Below are 21,166 nucleotides of genomic sequence, written 5' to 3' on the forward strand. Positions count from 1 at the left end.
CACTCATCTCGGATGTCCCCACTACAGGGGCGATCTCCACGGCCACCAGGGTTCGGAGCGGAGGGTCTAGCGCGGGGCCGACCCCTCGAACACGACGATCGGGACACCGACCGTGTAGTCGACCCCGATCTTGACCTGGTCGCGCTCCTCTGGCGGGACCGTGAAAATGAACACCCCGGTCACGGTGGCACCTGGAGCGACCTCCTCCGGGAGCGGGACACCGCCAGGGCCTCGGAGGTCGACCGCGGGCGTCTGCTCTGGTCCCGAGTACACGGTGACGACCGTCGACGTCAACGACACCGGGGCATCACCGTCGTTCCGCATCGACAGGGTGAACCGCAGCGCCGGCCCCGCCACTTCACCCGGCCCCTGAGCCTCGCCCTCCACGGCCTCGAGCCCGCTGATGCTCACCACCACGCCTGGCACCGGCGCCACCTGTTCGGTGAGTGGCACGGGTGGAAGCTCGGGCAGGGGTGCCGCATCCACCGGAGGGTCGGTCGACTCCGGCTCTGACTCCGGCTCCACGGGAGCCTCGGGGACGGGCTCCTCGCCGGGGGCCTCGGACTCGTCCACCGCGGGTTCCGTGGGAACCGGCGTCTCAGCGACCGGCTCGACGCCGGCGGGCGCGGGCACCTGGGTCGGGGTCGAGGCGCCGGTGGCACCGGCGAGCGGTCCTCCGCCGCCCTGGGACACCCACAAGGTTGCGCCGAACAGCACGACTGCCGCGACGACGACGACGGCCAGGCCGATCCAGCGCCATTTCCGACCGGACGGTGCGCCGCTGTCAGCCGGGCCTGCGGGGTCTTGTGGAACCATGGTGGTGCTCCTGACACTGAGGGCGCTTGACACTGAGGGCGCTGCTGGACGGATACGGTTCGGTCGACTGGAGCGATGTGGCCGGCCTCCGAGCCGCTTCTTGCCGTGACCTTAGACCACCCCGGCGGCGTCGGGAAGCCCCCTATACCGGTGCCTATTCCTCCGGAGCCGGAGCCTTCCCTTCGGGCGCAGGGACCGGGGCCTTCTCCCCTGGCGCGAGCTCCGGAGTGTTCTGCTCAGGCGCAGGCGCCGGAGCCTTCTCGTCCGGAGCGGGAGCAGGTTCCTTCTCCTCCGGCGCAGGAGCAGGCGCTTCCTCCTGCGGTGCGGGGGCAGGCGCCTTCTCTTCGGGAGCGGGAGCAGGCTCCTTCTTGTCCGGCGCCGGAGCAGGATCCTTCTGCGGCGCGGCGGGCGCCTTCTGGGCAGGCGGGGCGGTCACCTCCACCGACTGGCTCAGCGTCTGGGTGGTCCCGGCCGCGTCAGTGGTGGTCAGCGTGACCGGGTAGGTTCCGGCCGCCGCGTAGTCGTGGGTTGCTTTCGCTCCCGTTCCGCTGGTGCCGTCGCCCCAGGTCCAGGCGTATGAGCTGATCGCGCCGCCAGGTGAGGTGGACGCGGAAGCGTCCACGGCCAGCGAAAGCCCCGTCGTCGTCACTGAGAAACTCGCTGCGGCCTGGGCGGCCATCCGGTTGGCGGCGGCGCCGCCCACCGTGATGTTCACCGCGTTTCCGGTGACGGTATTGCCTCGCGGGTCACTCACCCTGATCCGATAGGAATACGTCCCGCCGGGCAGGCCGGTCTCTGTCCAGGTCAGTGTGGGTCGTTTCCAGTCCGACGAGCGCCCGGTCAGGGTCTTGACCGTCACGCCTCCGCGTTGCACGGAGTAGGTGAGCAGTTCGTTGTCGCGGTCGTAGTTGGACTTCCAGCTGACCTTGACCGACCCGGTCGCCGGGGAACTGAGGGTGGGAACGAAGCTGGTCCCGGTGACCCGCGGACCCTCCTTGTTCGGCGCGATCGAGGAGACGGCGAACCGCGCCAGGCCCTGCTGCTTCTTGTTGTTCACGATGGTGAACTCACCGGCGTAGAGCACGTACTGCGAGTTCGCGGCGACGTGCCAGGGGCCCTGGCCCTGCCCGGTGAAGGTGCCCGTGTTGATCTCGGGGTACCAGTGCACCAGTGACGGGCGCGGTTGGCCGCCGAAGTTGAAGTAGTTGCCGGCGGTGTTGGTGGCGACCGTGCCCGTCGCGTTCATCGTGAAGGAGAGGGTGCGATGGTAGCTCCGCGGCGAGGTCTCCGGCGGTCCGCCGATGTTCGAGCAGTCGTGCGGGTGGCCGGTCGTGTACACCACATTGGCGGTGGGAGCCGCAGAGTAGGTGTCGCCGTGGCAGTCCTCCAACCAGACGATGGTGCCGTCGGCCCAGGAAGCCCTGAAGGCACCTTCGAAATTCCCGCCCGCACCGAAGTCGTACCCGGTGCCGAACACTCCGGCACTCGTGGAGGTGAGGCTGAGGATGGATGCGTTCACTCCGGCATTGCGCACCAGACTGTTCACCTTCCAGGCCAGGGGGGCGCCGGTGCTCGCGTTGGTGGCCGCCATGCCGTAACCGGGGTTGTTCTGGCCGTTGTAGGACGTGAACGAGCCGCCGATGACGACCTTGGTGCCCTCGGGCGAGACGGTCAGGGAGTTGACGGTGCCGCCGGCCGGGGTACCCTTCCAGGCCTGCACCGCACCGTTCGAGGTGGCGAAACTCGCCATGTACGTGCGCGCCTGACCTGCGGCCTGGGTGAAGGTGCCGCCGGCGTACACGGCGCTGCCGCTGATCCCGAGGGCCGCGACCCGACCGTTGAGTGAGGGGGCCCAGGAGCTGAGTGCGCCGTTCGAGGTGGAGTAGGCCGCGAGCCGGTTGCGCGTCACACTGCCCGCCTTGGTGAAGTTACCGCCCACGTAGACCCTGGACCCGTCCTTGGCGGCGACCAGGGCACGCACCGTGGCGTTGAGGTTGGGGTTGAACGAGGTGAGTTGGCCGGTGGAGAGGGTATAGGCGAGCATGTTGTTGCGGGTGACCTCGTTGACTCCCGGCGCTGAACCGGCCGGCCTGGCCTTGGTGAACTGGCCGCCGACGTAGACGGTGTTGCCCACGATCACCTGCGCCCAGACGACGCCGTTGATCTGGGGGGTCGGCAACGCGTCGGCTGCCGCGGTGGCCGGGGTGCCAGACGGCGGGTTGGTGTCGGCCACAGCGGCCGTGCCTGTCAGCGTGGCCCCCGCAGCCAGGATGACAACGGTCAATAGGGCGACGAGCGTGTTGCGGGCGCGCACGAGCATTCTGAGTCCTCATCCGTCAGTCGCCGGTTCTTGGTTGCCCGGCCCAATTTCGCGATTATATGACGATCTCTCACATCTCATGACCCCTCTTTGGGGGCGATACGCCACGTCAGTGGGGGGCAAGGCCCTGGCCGGGACACAGCAAGACCCCGCGTGCACTGCACGCGGGGTCTTGGGGCATCTCTGGCGTCGCCGCCGGGGGCGGCTAGCCCTTGCGCACCGTGACCGCAGCCCGGTCAGGAACGTAGAAGTTGTTCTTCAGGTCGATCTTCGTCGTGGTCTTGGCGATCACGGCGCAGCTGTCGTGCTTGGTGTCACGACCGAAGGTGTTGTCGGCGATCTTGACGCCCTGAACGGGCCCGTAGGACTTCTCCGCGATGTTCACGGTGCAGCCACCGCCGTTGGCGTAGTTCCCGGTGAAGGTGAAGTTGGAGACCTTGCCGGTGTCCTGGGTGATCATGATGGCAGCACTGTGCGAACCGCTGATGTTGCTGTTGGTGACGCTGATGTTGCTGCCCTTCTGAATCTGGATCGAGTCGTCGTGGCTGGGCTTGCCACCGTGGTTCGGGTCGCTGGTGTAGTGCAGGTTGTCGTGCAACCACGACCGGTCGATGGCGACGTTCCCACCGGTGAGGTGGATGGCGTCGATCACGCCGTGGATGTTGACCCGGGTGGCGGTGAAGTTGTACCCGTAGATGCCCATGGCGTACGGCGACGCCGTGGAGGGGAACAGCTCGGTGTCGATGATCTTGAGGCCGCTCTGACCGCTGAGGTTGTTGATCAGCGGTGCGACGCCGGACAGCGCCTTGCCACGGATGATCGTGTTCTTGATTGTGACGTTCGGTGCACTGATCTTGACCAGGCCACGGATGTCGAGGCCGTCGATGACGGTTCCGGCCGTGGTGATGTTCAGGTCACCGTTGTGCACCTTGAGCTGCGTGCCGGCCGGTACGCCGGTGTTGCTCTTGCCGGGGGTGCCGGTGGCAGCCGGCGCGGTGGTGGGCGCGGGGGCAGGGGCCGGAGCCGGCGCCGGCGCTGGCGCAGGCGCTGGGGTGGCCGCGGAAGCCGAGCCGAAGCTCACGATGTTGGTCTTGAGCTCGACGCTGGCCTGGCTGCTGGTGAGGGTGAGCTTGCCGTTGTGCCCGGCGTGCAGGGGCAGCGTGATGGTCTTGGACGGCTTCTGGTTCACGGAGGCCGTGAACACGGGCAGCTGGCGCCCGTCCGGCCCGATGGAGGCCTTGACCTCGGTGTCGCGCCACGCGCCGGCACCGGTGACGGTGAGCTTGACCGAGGTCGCGCCCGTGGGGATGGTGCCGAGCGGCATGGTCTTCTGGCCGCTGGGCGGCACGACGACGGTGGGCAGAGCGCCACCCTTGGCTGTTGCCGCGGGAGCGGTCGGCACGGTGAACCCGGTGATCGTGGTCTTGAGCCGCACGCTGGCCTGGCTGCTGGCGAGGGTGAGCTTGCCGTCGTGCCCGGCCTGGAGCGGCAGGGTGATGGTGGTGCTCGGCTTCTCGTTGAGCTTGGCCGTGTACACGGCCTTCTGCGCGCCGTTCGGGCTGATAGAGGCCTTCACGACGGTGTCCCGCCAGGCGCCGGAACCATCGATCTTGAGCTGCACGGCCGTGGCGTTGGCCGGGACGCTGCCCAGGGAGATGGTCTTGCTTCCGCCGGGGGGAGCGACAACCTCTTCGAGGGCGGTGCTGACGGCCGCTTTCACGGCCGCGGTGGCTGCGGTCGCCGGGGCGGCCTGGGCGGGCACTGCGGCGAAACCGGTGAAGGCGACGACCGCGGCGAGTGCGGCGGAGGCGAACATCGCGGGACGCTTGCCGCGCGATGCGTTGGAGCGACTCTCGGTCTGGAGAGGAGAGGATGGGGTCGTCTTGCACGACGACGTGGAGCGCGAGTGTGAAAAGAGCATTGAGTGGATACGTGTTTTCTGGTGGTGCACAACGTTCGGGACATGCGGGGTGAAGCAACCGTAGGGGGCCACCGATCGTGCGTCTAGCTTCGCCTACAATCCCGCATTGGTCAAACGCTTACACCGGATTCCAAGGTTCTTTCGCCGTCACCCTAGCCGAATCGAGGCACCGCAGCTACAGTCCCCATCGTCATCTCTACCCCGACTTTCCCGGCTCCTGGGCCGCGGATTGAGAGAAAGCGAGCCCGCCGATGCCCGGTGTACACCCCGGTTCTCCGCCACTGCGCATCGGCTACGCCGCCGGCGCTTTTGATCTGTTCCACGTGGGTCACCTCAACATCCTGCGCCAGGCGCGTAGCCGATGCGACTACCTGATTGCCGGCGTGGTGTCTGATGAAATGCTGATCCTGACCAAAGGAGCGGCGCCGATCGTCCCCCTCGCCGAGCGGCTCGAGATCGTCTCGCACATCGGCTACGTCGACGAAGCCGTCGCGGAGACTGAGCCGGACAAGCTCGATACCTGGCGCACCGTCGGTTTCGATGTGTTCTTCAAGGGCGACGATTGGCGCGGCACCGCCCGGGGCGTGAAACTCGAGCGGGAGTTTGCCAAGGTCGGCGTCGACGTGGTCTATTTCCCGTATACGGTGCACACCTCAAGCACCGCGCTCAGGCGCGCACTGGAAGCGCTTTCTCCGCGGGTCGGCGACATCCGCGCCTAGCGGGTGGGCCTCAGCGCCCCCGCGCCGATCGTGCGGGCGGGCTGCCCGGAACGGGCCGATGGCTGTGACCGTCGCATGACGACCAGGCCGACTCCGAGGATGATCAGGGACGACGAGCTGTACACCGGGCCGAACGGCAGAGCCCAGAACAGCCTGATCACCAGGTAGATCGCCACGGCGGATGCGGTGCCGCTGGCGATCCCGGCGGCCACTCCCCTCAGCACGACCGCCACCAGGACGCCGGTGAACAGCAGACCGGGAAGACCGAACCAGGCCCAGAGGTCGCCCACGATGGAATGCAGTTCGATGTGCCCGCCGAACATGTAGATATCGACGTAGTTGTTGTCCGGGTCGTAGCCGATGCGGCTGAGTCCCGACTTCGCGGCCAGGATGTCCTCGCCGCTCGGCACCGTTCCGGTACCGAAACCGAACGGTTCATGGAGCATCAGCGCTGCCGTGGCCGCGGCCTCCGGCCGGCCGCCGAGGATCAGCGAGCCAGATGTCTGTAGCTGGGCGTCGCTACGCAGCTGGGTCTCCTGGCCGAGCGCGCCGTCAAGGATGAGCGCCTGGGCGATGGCAGCCACCACGACGGTGAGGACGCCGACGACGAGGACCAACCATGCGGTCGACACCGTGCGGGTGCGGTGGCCCGGCCGCATCTGCCACAGCACGAGCACGCTGGTCAGCAACAGGATCGCGAACGCGGAGCGGGCATCCGTGAAGGCGGCGATGACGGTGAAGACCATCACCGCGATGAACTCGAGCCAGCGGCGCCCGGTCTGTCTGGCCAGTGCCAGCACGATGAGGGTGAGGGCGAAGGAGTAGCCGAACTTCCAGGGGTTGGTGAGGAAGAGTTCGCTGGTGGGCGTCACACCGAGGAGCAGGCCGATGCCGAACCAGAGTGCGACCTGGGCATCGGACAGCACGGTGCGGCACCAGAGTACGAAGCCGATGCCGCCGAGAATGCCCAACAGCCCGATCGACAGCGACAGCATCTGGCCGATGCTCGTCTCATGGGTCGCGGTGAACGACTCGGTGAGCCACAGGCCGGAACCGACGGCGAACAACCCGGCCACCAGCAGCAGCCGGGCGCCACGGTACTGACGCAGTGCGGGAATCCACAGCGGCGACAGCACCGCCACCAGCAGGTAGCCGATCGTGAGGCCGGACTGGATCTCGGTGCGCATCGCCAGAAGCACCAGCACGACAGCGGCCACGGCCCCACCGGCCAGGCGGGTGCGTTGGGATTCGGCCAGGCGCGCCGCGGAGAGCGGACCACCTCGCCCCCCTCCGACCGGGTCGGGCGACCGCGTGCCCGTGCCGGCGCCAGCCGTCGGTCCACGAGGCGTCAGCCCACGGGGCGTCGTCCCTGGGGGTGTCGATTCCGTCTGTCCTGCCATGCCCACCACCGCACCGGGCCGGCGCGGCGAGTCGGATTCCTCGCCGGCTCCTGGCCGCATCGACGACACCATAGAGCGCGGATGAGGAGCCGACAAGGCCGATCACCGGCCTAAACGGCCAATGCCCCCCGAAGGTGGGCGGTATCCGCGACGGGGGCGCCCGAGTAGTCTGTGCACCCTCAGGGCCCGACGAACAGCGCTGGGCCGACGCCGGCCTCAGCACCCGACTGCCGAATCACCCGGATGCCCGATTCGAGGGGGAGGTCCATCGCCGTGACTCGACGTCCTGCGCGCGTGCCGCCGAGAATCGTGCCTCCAGGCCCGGCCGCGCGCCGCGCGGGGTCCGTGTCCCGCAACATGTCGATCGCGCTGCTCGGCAATGCCTTCCCTCCGCTGGTGGCCCTGTTCTCCGGGCCCATCCTGGCGCAGGCACTCGGCGTGGAAGGCCGAGGCGCGGTCGCCGCCGCCACCGCTCCGCTGGCTCTCGTCGTGACCCTGGCGACCTTCGGCGTGCCGGAGGCGGTGACCTGGGTCGTGGCCCGCAACCCGCACCTGGCCCGGAACGCCGCCGCCCGCGGCGTGCTGTTGCTCACCGTCGCCGGGCTTCTGGCGATGGCGGCCGTGGCGGTGTCGGCGCCGTGGCTGAGCGGCGGGTCACCCCAGGTCGCCCAGCTCATCCTGGTTGCCGGACTCGCCATCGTGCCCAATCTGCTGGTGGGCGTGCTGCGCGGCGTCGCATCGGCCACCCAGACCTGGCGGCTGGTGGCGATCGAGCGCATCCTCACCTCGTCGTTGCGTCTGCTGGTGCTCATCCCGTTCTGGCTGACCGGCACTCTGACCCCACTGGTCGCCACGATCACCGTGGCCGCGATGCCCGTCGTCGGTGCCCTGGTGTACATCGGCCGGATGCGCACCCTCCCCCCGCGCGCCCGCGACCTGCCGCCGGTGGCACGCACCAGCGGCCTGCTCGGCTACGGCATGCGCGTCTGGATCGGCGCGATCTCCGGCATCCTGCTCTCCCGCATCGACCAGGTGCTGATGACGCCGCTGGCCGGCACGTACCAGCTCGGGTTGTACGTGGTTGCCGTCAGCGTCAGCGAACTCCCGCTGATCATCCACCAGGCGGTGCGCGACGTCACCTTCGTCAATGAATCCGCGGAATCGGTGGATGACCGCCTCAGTGCGTCCGCCCGCATCTCGACGCTGCTCAGCGGACTGGCCGCCCTGTTCCTGGGGGTGACGATGCTCTGGTGGCTGCCGTTCCTCTTCGGCGAGGACTTCCGGCCCGCTCTGCCGGTCGCCGCTGTGCTGCTCGGCGCCGTGGTGCTGGGCACCCCAGGTTCGATCGCCGGGTCCGGGCTCAGCGGCCGCGGCCGGCCGGGGCTGCGCAGTGTGTCGCTCACCGTCGCGTGCGTGGTGAATATCGTCCTGCTGGTGGTGCTCTCGCCCGTGCTCGGCGCCATGGGAGCGGCGTTGGCCACCCTCGCCGGCAACCTGATCTCGAGCAATCTGAACCTGCTCTTCCTGGCCAGGGTGTTCGGCATCAGCCCGCTCACGTTCTACGGACTGCGCCGCCGCGACCTGGCCACTCTCGCCCGGTTTCTACGCCGTTCAACGAGCCGGTTCACCCGGCGGGCTTAGGGAGCACGGTCGACGAGAGCCGCGGAGACGGGTGCTACCTGGCGAACCGGTCTGTGGCCTCGAGCAACGCGGCGCGGATGCCCGGCTCCTCGAACGAGTGGCCGGCGTCTGGGATCATCTGGAAGTCGGCTTCCGGCCAGGCCTGGTGCAACGCCCAGGCCGTGAAGGCCGGGGTGCACATGTCGTAGCGACCCTGCACGATGACGCCGGGGATGTCTTTCAGCTTGTGCGCGTCGCGGAGCAGCTGCTCTGGCTCGAACCAGCCCTTGTTCATGAAGTAGTGGTTCTCGATGCGCGCGAACGCCACCGCGAAAGCGGGTTCGGTGAAACGCTCGATGGTGGCCGGCTGCTGCAGCAGCGTGATGGTCGAGGACTCCCAGGTGGACCAGGCCACGCCGGCACGTTCCCGCACGGACTGGTCGGGGTCGTGCAGCAGCCGGCTGTATGCCGCGATCAGGCGAGAGCGCTCGTCGACGGGGACCGGGGCGATGAACCCTTCCCAGAGGTCGGGGTAGATGGCCGCGGCGCCGCCCTCGTAGAACCAGTCCAGTTCGATCGGGCGCAGGGTGAAGATGCCGCGCAGCACGAGTTCGGAGACCTTCTCCGGGTGGGTCTCTGCGTAGGCCAGGCCGAGGGAGCTTCCCCAGGAGCCGCCGCAGACCAGCCACGTGTCGATGCCGAGGTGTTCGCGCAGGCGCTCGATGTCGGCGACCAGGTGCCAGGTGGTGTTCGCCGACAGGTCGGCATCCGCTGCGCTGGCGTGCGGGGTGCTCTTGCCGCAGCCGCGCTGGTCGAACAGCACGATGCGGTACTTCTCCGGATCGAACACCCGGCGTTGGGTGGCGCTGGACGCGCCGCCAGGGCCGCCGTGCAGGTAGACGGCCGGCTTGCCGTTCGGGTTGCCAGATACCTCGTAGTAGAGGGCGTGGCCGTCGCCGACGTCGAGCATGCCGGTGTCGTACGGTTCGATCTCGGGGTAGAACTCTCTCATCCCTCGAGCCTACGGCCCGCGCCGGGAGCGATCGCAGCGGCACGCGGCGCCCGCCCAGAGGGAGGCGAGCGCCGCGTGCGACGCCGGATGGCTCAGGCGTCGCGGCGCTTCAGCAGCACGACGGCGCCGGCCAGGGACACGGCCACCCACCCGAGCACGATCGTGATGTTCTGCCAGACCTCGAAGTCCGCCGGACCGAACGCGTTCAGGCCGAAGATTCCCAGGCCCGCGTTGGAGAGCAGGTACGGGGTCACATCCGCCACCCAGTCCGCCGGGATCATCACCATGGCGATCGGCAGCAGCAGCAGGATGCCCAGCGCCGCCGCGATCCCGCCTGCGCCCGTGCGCAGGATCGCGCCGACCCCGAGGGCGAAGACCGACACCAGCGCCAGGTACAGCGCGCCGCCGAGCAGCGGCAGGAGCAGGTCGGGATCGGTGACCTCGGCGGTGATGCCCTGGCCGGCCAGGATCGGCGCCGCCACCAGGGCGGAACCGACGGTACTGACCAGACCGACCACGAAAGTGCTGACGAAGAGCACCACGGCCTTGGCTCCCAGCACCGGCAGGCGTTTGGGGCTGGCCGTGAGGCTCGAGCGGATCATGCCCGTGCTGTATTCACCGCTGATGGCAAGCACACCGAGCACGGCGACCACGAGCTGGCCGAAGAAGACCCCGAAGGTGGCGGCCTGAGTGACAATGGCTGTCTGCTGCTCGGCGGGAATCTGGCTGCCGTCGAAGCCGGCGGACACCGACATGAGCGCGGCCAGGCCCAGGGAGATCACGATGACGGTGGCGTACGACCAGACCGTGGAACGTACGGTGCGGAGCTTGATCCACTCCGAACGCAACACGCCGAAGAAGCTGAGCCCCGAGCCGGACACCGTGAACGTGCGGGCCGCGGGCGGTGCCGAAGGCGTTGTGATGGTCATCGGGCACTCTCCTGCAGGTCAGCTGCCGGCTGTTCGACAACGGGGTGGTCGGCGGCATGATCGTCTGGAGTGCCGCCGGTGCGGTACTCCACATCGTTCTGGGTGAGCGCCATGTAGGCCTCTTCGAGCGAGGCGCTGATCGGAGTCAGCTCGTGCAGGGCGATTCCGGCGCGGGCGGCCTGATTGCCGATATCGGCCGCGCTGACGCCGACGATCTGGAGCAGATCGGCATCCGTCTGGGTCACGGTGACGTCGCCGGCCTGGAACAGGGCGGCGAGCTCGGGCGCGTACGGCGTACGCACGCGCACCGTGTTGCGGTTGGCGGCGCCGATCAGTTCGGCCACCGGGGCATCCGCGATCACCCGGCCGCGGCCCAGCACGATGAGGTGGTCCGCGGTGACGGCCATCTCGCTCATCAGGTGGGAGGAGAGCAGCACCGTGCGGCCCTCCGAGGCGAGGTGGCGCACCAGGTGACGCACCCACTGCACACCCTCGGGGTCGAGCCCGTTGACCGGTTCGTCGAGGATCAGCGTGGCCGGGTCGCCGAGCAGCGCCGCGGCGATCCCGAGCCGCTGGCCCATACCGAGCGAGAAGCCGCCGACCCGCTTGCGGGCCACGGACTCCAGGCCGGTGAGTTCGATGACCTGCTTGACCCGGCTGGCCGGGATGGAGTGGGTGGCCGCCATCGCGAGCAGGTGGTTGTATGCGCTCCGGCCGGTGTGGATGGCTTTGGCGTCGAGCAGCACGCCCACCTCGCGCAGGGGGGCCTTGTGTTCGCGGTACTGCTTGCCGTTCACCGTGACCGAACCCTCGCCGGGCCGGTCCAGGCCCACGATCATGCGCATGGTGGTGGACTTACCTGCACCGTTCGGGCCGAGGAATCCGGTCACCCGGCCGGGCTGGACCGTGAAGTCGACGGCATCGACCGCTGTTTTGTTTCCGTAGCGTTTGGTCAGGGACTGTGCCTGAATCATCCGGTTCCTCTTCCCGTCGGCGGCGGGGCCTGGACGCATGCCGCGTCGACCCCACGACCGAGGTTAGAGCGGGTGGTCGCGCCGCCGCATCCGCCCTGAGGATGGTTGCGGGCCGCCGGCCCTCACCCTTTCGCCCCCCTCCCCCGTGGGCCGGCCTCCCCGCGCCGGTGAGCATAACTCCTGCAATTTTCCGGGCCCGGCCCGAACAGCCCCGGAATTCCGGGGCCGCAGGCTCTGTTTGTGAAATTCTGCAGGAGTTATGCGCACCAGCCGGAGGTGTGGGCGGGCGGGGCGGGCGAGGTCAGGGGCGGCGGGCCGGCTTCTCGGGGACCGGGGCGGTGCCTGCGGCGCGCTGGTCGCGGTAGTACCGGCGGGCCTCGACCTGACGCTCGCGTTCCGCGCCGGTGGCGATCGGCGCCCTGAGGTGCTCCGGCGCGTAGCCGAACGCGTTGACGAGGTCGAGCGCGTGCGGGCGCAGGCGGGTGATGAGGCGGTCGATGTACGCCGTCACCGCCTGGGCGCGCTTGCCCGACAACCGGCCGTTGATCAGGTACCAGGCCGCGTGTTCCTCGATCAGGCGCAGCCCGAAGAGGTCGCGCAGCCAGGTGAGCACCTGCCGGGTGCCGGCGTGGGTGGTGGACTCGACGGCCCGGGTGAACGCCTCCCACTGCAGCAGCTCGGCGTGGGCGTGGGCGGCCTCGATCAGCTCGTTCTGGTGCGCGTTGAACAGCGCCGCCGCCTCCTTCTTGGGCAGCTTGTTGGCGTTCCGCAGCGACTGGGCGACACCGGCGATCATGGTCTCGACCCGGTCGGTGAGCAGGGCGCGCTGGGTGTTGGTCTCCCGCAACTGACCGACACTGCGGGCGGTGGAGCCGAAGTCGGCGACGGACTGGCCGAGGGTGCGCAGGCCCGTGCCGTGATAGGCACGGCCGGCGGTCTGCTGCACCACATACCTGGCCAACGCACCGGCATCCGCGCCGGCGAACTTGCGGTTGTAGTCGGTGAGCAGGCGCTTGGCGACGAGCTGGAGGAGCACGTTGTTGTCGCCCTCAAAGGTGGCGTACACGTCCAGGTCGGCGCGGAGCCCGACGAAGCGGTTCTCAGCGAGGAAGCCGGCACCGCCGCAGGCTTCCCTGGACTCCTGGATGGTGTCCAGCGCGTTCCAGGTGGACAGCGGCTTGAGGGCCGCCGCGAGGGTTTCGAGGTCTTGCCGGTCGGCATCCGTTGCCGCGGCGCCACTGAAGACCTGATCGAACTTGACCAGGAATTCGTCGTGCGCGAAGGTCTGCGCGTACACCGTGGCCAGGCGCGGGAGGAGCCGGCGCTGGTGGCGCTGGTAGTCGAGGATGACCTCTTCGTCGGTGTCGCTGCCAGCGGTGAACTGGCGACGCTCGCTGCCGTACCGGATGGCGATGGTGAGGGCCAGTGCGGAGGCCTGGGTGGCGGCGCCGTCGAGGGAGACCCGGCCCTGCACCAGGGTGCCGAGCATGGTGAAGAAGCGTCGGCCCGGGCTGCCGATCGGGCTGGTGTAGCTGCCGTCCGCGGCGACATCGCCGTAGCGGTTGAGCAGGTTCTCGCGGGGCACACGAACCGAGTCGAAGTGCAGCCGGCCGTTGTCGATGCCGTTCAGGCCGCCCTTGAGGCCGTCGTCTTCGCCACCGATGCCGGGCAGGAACGCGCCGGTCTCATCGCGGAGTGGAACGTAGAACGCGTGCACGCCGTGATTGACACCGAGGGTGATCAGCTGGGCGAAGACGACGGCGGCGGTGCCGTCGATGGCGGCGTTGCCGAGGTAGTCCTTCCACGCCGCGCGGAACGGGGTGTGCAGCACGAAGTCGCCGGACTCGACGTCGAAGGTGGCCGTGGTGCCGATGGCGGACACGTCGGAGCCGTGCCCGGTCTCGGTCATCGCGAAGGCGCCGGGGACGGCGAGGCTCATGATGTCCGGTAGCCACTTCTCGTGGTGCACGGTGGTGCCCAGGTGCATGACGGCGGCGCCGAACAGGCCCCACTGCACGCCGGCCTTGATCTGCAGGCTGGGGTCGGCGGTGACGAGTTCTTCGAAGCCGGCGATGTTGCCGCCGTGGTCGTCCGAGCCGCCAAGGGAGGCTGGGAAGGCGCGGTGCACGTGGCCGTTGTCGGCGAGGATCTGCAGTTGGCCGAGCACTCGTTTGCGGTGGTCCGCCATGGACTGGCCCTCAATGCGCTGCAGCTCTGGCCGGGCGGTGAGTTCGCGGGCGGCGAGTCGCACGTCGGCCCAGGTGCCGAGCAGGGTGCGGGTGAGGGCGGGCAGGTCGATGCGCGGGGCATCCGGGTCGCCCGCCACCCGAACGGGGCCGGTGTTGATCTCGACCGTCTCACGCGGCGTCGGGGTGGGGCGCTGGGCAGTGTCAACCATCATTGGTCCTTACGTCTACGCGCGGGCTGGGGAGTGTTCGACCACGTTAGGTCTGGGAGCTCCCCCGCGGAAATAGTGCGTGACGGGGCTACAAAAAAGGACGCGGGGCCACGGGCTCGGTCTGTAGCTCTTCTACAACAACCGAGCGCCGCGACCTACCAAGGGCGACAAAGATCTGACGGATGCGCGGGGCGGCCGGCAGCGCCGACCCGCGTCAGCTGTTCGCTGCGACGACCTCGAGCAGAGCCTCACCGTAGGAGTCGAGCTTCTTCGCTCCCACACCGGTGATGCCGTCCAGGTCGGCCAGGGTGCGCGGTTTCGCCGCGGCGACGGCCACCAGGGTGGCATCGCCGAAGACCACGTACGCAGGAACGCCCTGCTGCCGCGATGTGGCGCTGCGCCAGGCCCGCAGCGCCTGGAACAGGGTCTCCTGATCGGCACTGAGCTCGGCGAGGCCGGCCTTGGCGGTGGCCGCCCTGGCCGCTGGGGTGCGTTTGACCGGCCGGTCGGGTTCGCTGCGCAGCTGCACCGTGCGGTTGCCGGCGAGGACCTCGGCGGCGGCCTCGGTGAGGATCAGGGTGCCGTATTCGCCCGAGGTGGCGATGAAGCCCTGGGCGAGCATCTGCCGCACCACGCCGCGCCATTGCTGGTCGGTGAGGTCGGCGCCGATGCCCCAGGTGGCCAGCTGGTCGTGGTTGTGCTGGGTGGTGCGCGGTGTGGTCTTGCCGCGCAGGATGTCGATGAGCTGGCCGGCGCCGAAGCGCTGGTTGCGCTCACGCAGCAGCCGCACGATCGTGGAGAGCAGCTTCTGGGCGGGTACGGTGCCATCCCAGGCTTCCGGTGGCACCAGGCAGGTGTCGCAGTTGCCGCAGGGTTCGCTGGCCTGGCCGAAGTAGCGCAGCAGGTTGACCCGCCGGCAGTGCACGGTCTCGCAGAGCGCGAGCATGGCGTCCAGGTGCGCGCTCATCTTGCGACGGTGCGACAGGTCGCCGGGTGACTCGTCGATCATGCGGCGCTGCTGCACGACGTCTTGCAGGCCGTAGGCCAGCCAACCGGTGGATGGCAGGCCGTCGCGGCCGGCCCTGCCGGTCTCCTGGTAGTAACCCTCGACGGACTTGGGCAGGTCGATGTGGGCGACGAAGCGCACATCCGGTTTGTCGATGCCCATGCCGAACGCGATGGTGGCGACGATGATGACGCCGTCTTCGCGCAGGAACCGCGACTGGGTGCGGGCGCGCAGGCCCTGGTCGAGGCCGGCGTGGTACGGGTAGGCGTTCAGGCCGTTGGCGCGCAGGAACTCGGCGGTCTGCTCGACGGTCTTGCGGCTGAGCGCGTAGACAATGCCAGCATCGGTGGGGTGCTCGGACTGGATGAAGCTGAGCAGCTGCTTGCGCGGCTCGTTCTTGCCCACGATGCGGTACTGGATGTTGGGCCGGTCGAAGCTGGCGACGAAGTGCTGCGCCTCACCCATCTGCAGGCGCTCGGTGAGCTCGGTGTGGGTGGCGTCGGTGGCCGTGGCGGTGAGCGCGATGCGCGGCACGTCCGGCCAGCGGTCGGCGAGCTCGGACAGCGCGAGGTAGTCCGGGCGGAAGTCGTGCCCCCACTGGGACACGCAGTGCGCCTCGTCGATGGCGAACAGGGCGATGGTGCCCCGGTCGAGGAAGCGTTTGGTGGCCTCGTTGCTCAGGCGCTCCGGGGCGACGTAGAGCAGGTCGAGGTTGCCGGCGAGGTAATCGCGTTCGACCTGGCTGCGGGCGGCGGAATCCTGGCTGGAGTTGAGGAACGCGGCGCGCACGCCGACGAGGGTGAGCGCATCCACCTGGTCTTGCATGAGCGCGATCAGTGGGGAGATGACGATGCCGGTGCCCTCGCGTACCAGCGACGGGATCTGGTAGCAGAGGCTCTTGCCGCCACCGGTGGGCATCAGCACGACGGCGTCGCCACCGTTGATGAGCTGGTCGATGATCTGCGCCTGCTCGCCGCGGAACGAGTCGAAGCCGAAGACCGTGTGCAGCGCCTCGGCGGCGGTGGCGAACTTGGCCGTGGCGCGCTGGGACGGCGGCGGCGCGAGCAGCGTCGCACCACCGGCGGGTGGGGCGTAGTCGCCGAAGTCGACGGGGCCCGCTCCGGCGGGGGCGGATGCGCCCGGCCGGGAGGCAGGCTGGCCGGAGCCGCCCTGACCGTAGGGGTCTGGGGGCGGTGGGGCATCGAAGTCGTCCGGTGGCTCGAACTCGTCAGGATCCCACGGTATCTCGGCGTTCCAACTCACCCGCCAACTCTACCCGCGCCCACCGACGCCGCCGGGCTCGACGGTCATTCGACGGCCCGTGCCACGAAAGCGGTGCTCAGCGGCGCCGGGCGACTGGCTACCCCGTGGGGCGCTTGCGCAGGAACAGGAGCGTCACGCCGATCGCGGCGAGGATAGCCACGACGGCTCCGCCGATCCAGAGCAGGTCGGTCACGGCGACGCCGCTGCCGGCCGACTCGGTCTCTTCGGCGGTTGCGGCGGCATCCGTGTCGGCTGCCTGGTCCCCGCCGGTGCCGGCGCTGTCGCAGGCCGGTGCCGTGGCGGTGCCCTCATCGAGCACCTGGTTCGCATCGGGCTGCCAGGTGAACGTGAACCTGTCCGAAATGGAGTGCCCGTCGGTCGACACCGTCTGCCAGACCACCGTGTACTCCCCCGGCTGGCCGAGCTGCACCTCGGCCGTGAGGCTCGGGCCTGAGACCGTGGCGCAGCCGTCACCGTAGTAGCGCGGCGCAGCCGCGGGCCCGCTCACCTGCATGGCGCTGCTCTCACCCTGGCCGGACAGGTCGAGGAGGTTGTCGTTGGTGGTCACGACGACGGCACCTGGCTGCTCGGTGACGACCGAACCGGCCTCGGGTGTCGTGCCGACCACGGAGTTGTGCGCGAGGGCCGGCGCAGCGGAGAAGCTGAGCGTCGCCGCCACCAGCAGAATCCCGCCCAGCATCGAGCGTCTCAGCACCGTCGCGGGTCGACGGCGGGCACGGATGTCTGTCACCGGGCGCCTAGGAAGCCTCACCCTCGACGATGGCCTCCGCCCAGTCGGTCTCGCCGACCTCGCAGGACTGCAGGGTCGGGAACGCGAGGGTGTCGCCGACGGCGGCGTCCTCCGGGATCTGCAGGCTGAGCACGAAGGTCGTGCGCAGGCCGTCGGCCAGGGGCGACTCTGCGGTGTAGGTGACCTGGCCGTCGGTCAGCGGGGTGACCGCCCAGCCCGGGTTGATCGTGGGGGTGACGCTCGTGATGGTGTCGGGCACGTCGATGGTGATGCCCGTGGTCGGCGATCCCTCGCAGCCGTGTCCGAGCGAGAAGGTGAGCAGGCTGTAGGAGCCGGCGGCGGTGGACGACGGCGTGACGTCGACGTGGGCGCTGGCGGCCAGCGGGGCGGACAGGGCGAGCAGGCCGGCACCGAGCAGGGTGGTGGCGGCGAAGACGGGCGTGGAGAGCTTCATGGTGGGTCCTTGGGTGATGGCTGACGACCGGTAGCGGGTCGAACCACGGCCTGAATCCCGCCGGCTGATGGGCACGGCGGAGTTCGGCACACGATTCGCGGGCAGGCGGGCGACGCCTAAAGAAGAGGTGCGGGAACTGGCGGGGCCGAGGCGACCCTCAGGCGGATGCGCCCAGCGGCGGCCCACGGTGCCGCATGGGACTCAGCAGTACAGCGAGATCGCGCGGCGGCACAGCGGCCGTTGATGCAGAGAGAACCTGCGGGATGCTGGGGATCGGGCTGAGCACGAGAACCCGCACGAGGGCCCGCAGCTGGCTCGTCGCGATGTCGAGTAGTCCCCAGAACGCCCGCTCGCCGTACCGCAGCGCCACGATTGTGACGACGGCCGCGAGAATGTGGGCGACGGTCATCATGGCGCCGTGCTCTGCGCCGGACATGGAGCCGGCCTGTACCGAGGGGGCCAGGACGGCCACGGAGCCGGCCGGGTGGGCGTGGGCGGTGGTCGCGGCCGTGGTCACGAGTGCGCCGCCGGAACCGCCGAAGGAGAACAAACCGTGGAAGATCAGCTGGCTGATCAGGACCGCGACGCTGAGCCGCCAGGTGGAAAGGGTGCGGCCGGCCAGCACGATGGACACGATGCCGGCGAAGGCGAGCGACACGACGACGGCAAGCGCGCCGGGCACGGCGCCACCGGCAACGGTATGCGACAGCGCAGCGACAAAGGTGGAGAAGAGCGCGACGATCCACCCACGGGCAAAACGCGCCCAGCGTGTGGTCATGATCGTCCCTCTCCTGCAGTGCCTCGAATCTATCAGGACGCGGCTTTCCGTGGGCGCCGGGGAACCCACCAGCGTCGGTCAGGCACAATAGGAAGCGTGATGGCAACAAAAAAGCACCCGGCACTGTTCCTTGGCACCGGGGCCGCGGTGACCGCCCTGCTCCTGTCGGGCTGCGCCGCCAATGAAATCGGTCAGGGCACGAGCGACCTCAAGGGCACGCTGGACGGTGCAGGGTCGAGCGCGCAGGCCTCGGCGCAGGACGTCTGGATGTCGAAGTTCCAGGGCGCGAACGCCAGCGTCACGATCAACTACGACCCCACCGGTTCGGGAGCGGGCCGGGAACAGTTCATCGGCGGCGGTGTCGACTTCGCCGGCTCGGACTCCGCGCTCAGCGAGGACGAACTGGCCGGCGAGTTCGCTGCCTGCGCGCCGGGTTCCCTCGCCATCAACCTCCCCGTCTACGTGTCGCCGCTGGTCCTGGTCTACAACGTCGACGGTGTCGACAACCTGCGCCTGGATCCCGCCTCGATCGCGAACATCTTCTCTGGCACGATCACCCGCTGGAACGACCCCGCTCTGGTCGCCCTGAACCCGGACGCCGGCCTGCCAGACGAACCCATCTCCGCGGTTCACCGCTCTGACGATTCGGGCACGACGAAGAACTTCGCCGACTACCTGCACCAGAACGTGCCGGAGATCTGGCCGAACGAGCCCGAGGACGCGTTCCCCTATGACGGCGAAGGGGCGCAGGGCAACTCCGGCGTCGTCAGCGCCGTGGCCAACGGCAACAGCACGATCGGCTACGCGGATGCGTCCAAGGCCGGCGATCTGGCCGTGGCCGCACTGCAGGTGGGCGACGAGTTCGTCGACTACTCCGCCGAGGCCGCCGCTGCGATCATCGATGCCTCCCCGCTGGTGGAGCGGGAGAACCCCAACGACCTGGTCGTCGACGTCGACCGCACCTCCACCGCCGCCGGCGTGTACCCGCTGGTGCTGGTGAGCTACTTGATCGCCTGCGAGGAATACCCAGAAGCCGACCAGGCCGAACTCATCACGGGCTACCTCGGCTACGTCGCCAGCGCGGAAGGCCAGGCCGCCGCCGCAGCCGGCGCCGGCTCTGCGCCGCTGTCGGAAGAGTTCTCCACCCGGGTGCAGGACGCGATCGCCACCATCCGCTAACCAGCCGGCTCGCCGTCAACGCCGGAAGGGCACTCGCTTACGCGAGTGCCCTTCCTCTGTGTGGCGGTGTTACAGGTTCGCCAGTGCGGTGATCGACGCGTCACCCGGCGTGGCCGTGGTGAAGCTGGAGTCGATCTCGGCCCGGTCGAGCAGGTCTTCCATACGACGGCGACGCTGCTTGGGGATCAGCGTGACGACGGTACCGGACTTGCCGGCGCGGCCGGTGCGGCCGGCGCGGTGCAGGTAGGTCTTGTACTCGTCGGGCATGTCGGCCTGGATGACCAGGTCGATGTCGTCCACGTGGATGCCGCGGGCGGCGACGTCGGTGGCAACGAGCACGTTGACCCGGCCGCTGGTGAGCATCTGCAGGTTGCGGGTACGGCGGGCCTGGTTGAGGTCGCCGTGCAGGCTGGTGGCCTTGACTCCGGCGTCTTCGAGCTGGTCGGCGAGCTGCTCTGCATAGGCACGCGTACGGCTGAAGATCAGGGTCTTGCCCTGGCGGTCGACGAGCTGGCCGATGATGGAGGCCTTGTCGCGGTGCTCGATGAGGAGGACCTTGTGGTCGATCGTGCTGGAGGCCTGGTCTTCACCGGCGACCTCGTGCACAGCCGGGTTGGTCAGGAACTCCTTGACCAACGAAGCGACACCCTTGTCGAGGGTGGCCGAGAACAGCAGACGCTGGCCGCCCTTCTTGGTGAGACGCAGGATGCGCTGCACGGGCTCGAGGAAGCCCAGGTCGCACATGTAGTCGGCCTCGTCGAGAACCGTGATGACAACCTCGGACAGGTCGAGACGACCCTGCTCGACGAGGTCCTCGATGCGGCCGGCGGTGCCGATGATGATGTCGACGCCGCGCTGGAGGGCGCTGACCTGACGGTACTGCGGGACGCCGCCGTAGATCTGGGTGGTGAAGAGGCCGACGCTGCGTGCGATGGGCTGCACGGTGCGGTCGATCTGCAGGGCCAGCTCACGGGTGGGGGCCAGGATGAGCGCGCGAGGCTTGCGGGCCATCTTGCGGTCCTTGGCGCCGTTGTTCTCCATCAGCTTCTCGATCATCGGAGCGGCGAAGGCGATGGTCTTGCCTGAACCGGTCTTGCCGCGGCCGAGCACGTCGCGGCCGGCGAGCACATCGGGGATGGTCGCGGCCTGGATCGGGAACGGGGACGGAGCGCCGAGAAGGGCGAGCTCGCGCACGATGTTGCCACCGAGACCGAGGTCGCCGAAGGTCACGCCGACAACATCCTCAGCGGTCGTGGCGATGGCCTCGAGGCGCTCGAGCACCACGTCGTCGCCGGCGGCGAACTTGGGCTTGGAGTCGCGGTCGGGGTAGAAGTTGCTGGAGTGGCCGCCGTCGGAGAACGAACGGTCGTTGCGCGCCGGACGGTCGCCGCCACGGTCGTTGTTGTAGGCGGGGCGCTCGGAGCGGCCGGCACGGTCACCGTAGGACGGACGTTCGGTGCGAGCCGGACGGTCGTTGTTGTAGGCCGGACGGTCGGTGCGCGGGGCACGGTCACCGTACGACGGACGCTCGGTGCGAGCCGGACGGTCATTGTTGTAGGCCGGACGGTCGGTGCGCGGGGCACGGTCACCGTACGACGGACGCTCGGTGCGAGCCGGACGGTCATT

General features: G+C 69.1%; 16 protein-coding genes. 3 read left to right on the top strand and 13 right to left on the bottom strand.

Going from position 1 to position 21,166, the window contains the following annotated elements:
- Positions 1-66 precede the first annotated feature (66 nt).
- The 3 genes from K2F54_RS05735 to K2F54_RS05745 all read right to left on the bottom strand — a co-directional run bounded on the left by K2F54_RS05735 (position 67) and on the right by K2F54_RS05745 (position 4,952).
- Positions 67-816, bottom strand: coding sequence for a hypothetical protein (locus K2F54_RS05735; RefSeq protein WP_220604889.1), 750 nt, complete (start codon positions 814-816; stop codon positions 67-69).
- 154 nt (positions 817-970) lie between these two features.
- Positions 971-3,136 carry a PKD domain-containing protein gene (locus K2F54_RS05740; protein ID WP_220604890.1) on the bottom strand — a complete coding sequence of 722 codons (2,166 nt, stop codon included), beginning with the start codon at positions 3,134-3,136 and terminating at the stop codon, positions 971-973.
- 205 nt (positions 3,137-3,341) lie between these two features.
- Positions 3,342-4,952 (bottom strand): right-handed parallel beta-helix repeat-containing protein, encoded by a 1,611-nt coding sequence (locus K2F54_RS05745; protein ID WP_220604891.1) that lies wholly within the window; start codon positions 4,950-4,952, stop codon positions 3,342-3,344.
- Positions 4,953-5,308: 356 nt separating this feature from the next.
- Between K2F54_RS05745 and K2F54_RS05750 the strand changes: the two genes are divergently transcribed.
- Positions 5,309-5,776: an FAD synthase family protein gene (locus K2F54_RS05750; protein WP_220604892.1), complete on the top strand. Its 468-nt coding sequence runs from the start codon at positions 5,309-5,311 to the stop codon at positions 5,774-5,776.
- Here K2F54_RS05750 and K2F54_RS05755 read toward each other — a convergent pair.
- Positions 5,773-6,993, bottom strand: a complete 1,221-nt coding sequence (locus K2F54_RS05755; RefSeq protein ID WP_220604893.1) for a hypothetical protein — start codon at positions 6,991-6,993, stop codon at positions 5,773-5,775. The two genes, K2F54_RS05750 and K2F54_RS05755, sit on opposite strands and share 4 nt — an antisense overlap.
- Positions 6,994-7,521: 528 nt before the next feature.
- On the opposite strand from K2F54_RS05755, the gene K2F54_RS05760 reads away from it, so the two are divergent.
- Positions 7,522-8,817: an oligosaccharide flippase family protein gene (locus tag K2F54_RS05760; RefSeq protein WP_220604894.1), complete on the top strand. Its 1,296-nt coding sequence runs from the start codon at positions 7,522-7,524 to the stop codon at positions 8,815-8,817.
- A 34-nt stretch (positions 8,818-8,851) separates the two neighbouring features.
- Here the strand turns inward: K2F54_RS05760 and pip are convergent, their stop codons facing one another.
- From pip to K2F54_RS05800, 8 genes are all read right to left on the bottom strand, one after another.
- A complete protein-coding gene (pip, locus tag K2F54_RS05765; protein WP_220604895.1) occupies positions 8,852-9,808 on the bottom strand; it encodes a prolyl aminopeptidase in 957 nt (318 codons plus the stop codon).
- A 92-nt stretch (positions 9,809-9,900) separates the two neighbouring features.
- A complete protein-coding gene (locus K2F54_RS05770; protein ID WP_220604896.1) occupies positions 9,901-10,737 on the bottom strand; it encodes an ABC transporter permease in 837 nt (278 codons plus the stop codon).
- Complete coding sequence (locus K2F54_RS05775) at positions 10,734-11,711, bottom strand: ABC transporter ATP-binding protein (protein ID WP_220604897.1); 978 nt, start codon at positions 11,709-11,711, stop codon at positions 10,734-10,736. Before K2F54_RS05775 ends, K2F54_RS05770 begins: the two co-directional genes overlap by 4 nt.
- Positions 11,712-12,012: 301 nt before the next feature.
- The gene (locus tag K2F54_RS05780; RefSeq protein ID WP_220604898.1) at positions 12,013-14,109 is read right to left on the bottom strand and encodes an acyl-CoA dehydrogenase family protein; all 2,097 of its coding nucleotides are present in this window, start codon (positions 14,107-14,109) and stop codon (positions 12,013-12,015) included.
- A 214-nt stretch (positions 14,110-14,323) separates the two neighbouring features.
- Complete coding sequence (recQ, locus tag K2F54_RS05785) at positions 14,324-16,378, bottom strand: DNA helicase RecQ (protein WP_220604899.1); 2,055 nt, start codon at positions 16,376-16,378, stop codon at positions 14,324-14,326.
- Positions 16,379-16,475: 97 nt separating this feature from the next.
- Entirely contained in the window at positions 16,476-17,129 is a 654-nt protein-coding gene (locus K2F54_RS05790) for a copper resistance CopC family protein (protein WP_220604900.1), read from the bottom strand.
- 7 nt (positions 17,130-17,136) lie between these two features.
- The gene (locus K2F54_RS05795; protein WP_220604901.1) at positions 17,137-17,583 is read right to left on the bottom strand and encodes a DUF1775 domain-containing protein; all 447 of its coding nucleotides are present in this window, start codon (positions 17,581-17,583) and stop codon (positions 17,137-17,139) included.
- Positions 17,584-17,740: 157 nt separating this feature from the next.
- A complete protein-coding gene (locus K2F54_RS05800; RefSeq protein ID WP_220604902.1) occupies positions 17,741-18,361 on the bottom strand; it encodes a hypothetical protein in 621 nt (206 codons plus the stop codon).
- Positions 18,362-18,460: 99 nt separating this feature from the next.
- Between K2F54_RS05800 and pstS the strand changes: the two genes are divergently transcribed.
- Positions 18,461-19,540, top strand: a complete 1,080-nt coding sequence (gene pstS, locus K2F54_RS05805) for a phosphate ABC transporter substrate-binding protein PstS (RefSeq protein WP_220604903.1) — start codon at positions 18,461-18,463, stop codon at positions 19,538-19,540.
- A gap of 69 nt (positions 19,541-19,609) precedes the next feature.
- Here the strand turns inward: pstS and K2F54_RS05810 are convergent.
- A partial coding sequence (locus tag K2F54_RS05810) for a DEAD/DEAH box helicase (protein ID WP_220604904.1) occupies positions 19,610-21,166 on the bottom strand: 1,557 nt, incomplete at its 5' end.

Origin of the sequence: Cryobacterium inferilacus (genome assembly GCF_019599185.1) — a bacterium.
Classification (GTDB): Bacteria; Actinomycetota; Actinomycetes; order Actinomycetales; family Microbacteriaceae; genus Cryobacterium; species Cryobacterium inferilacus.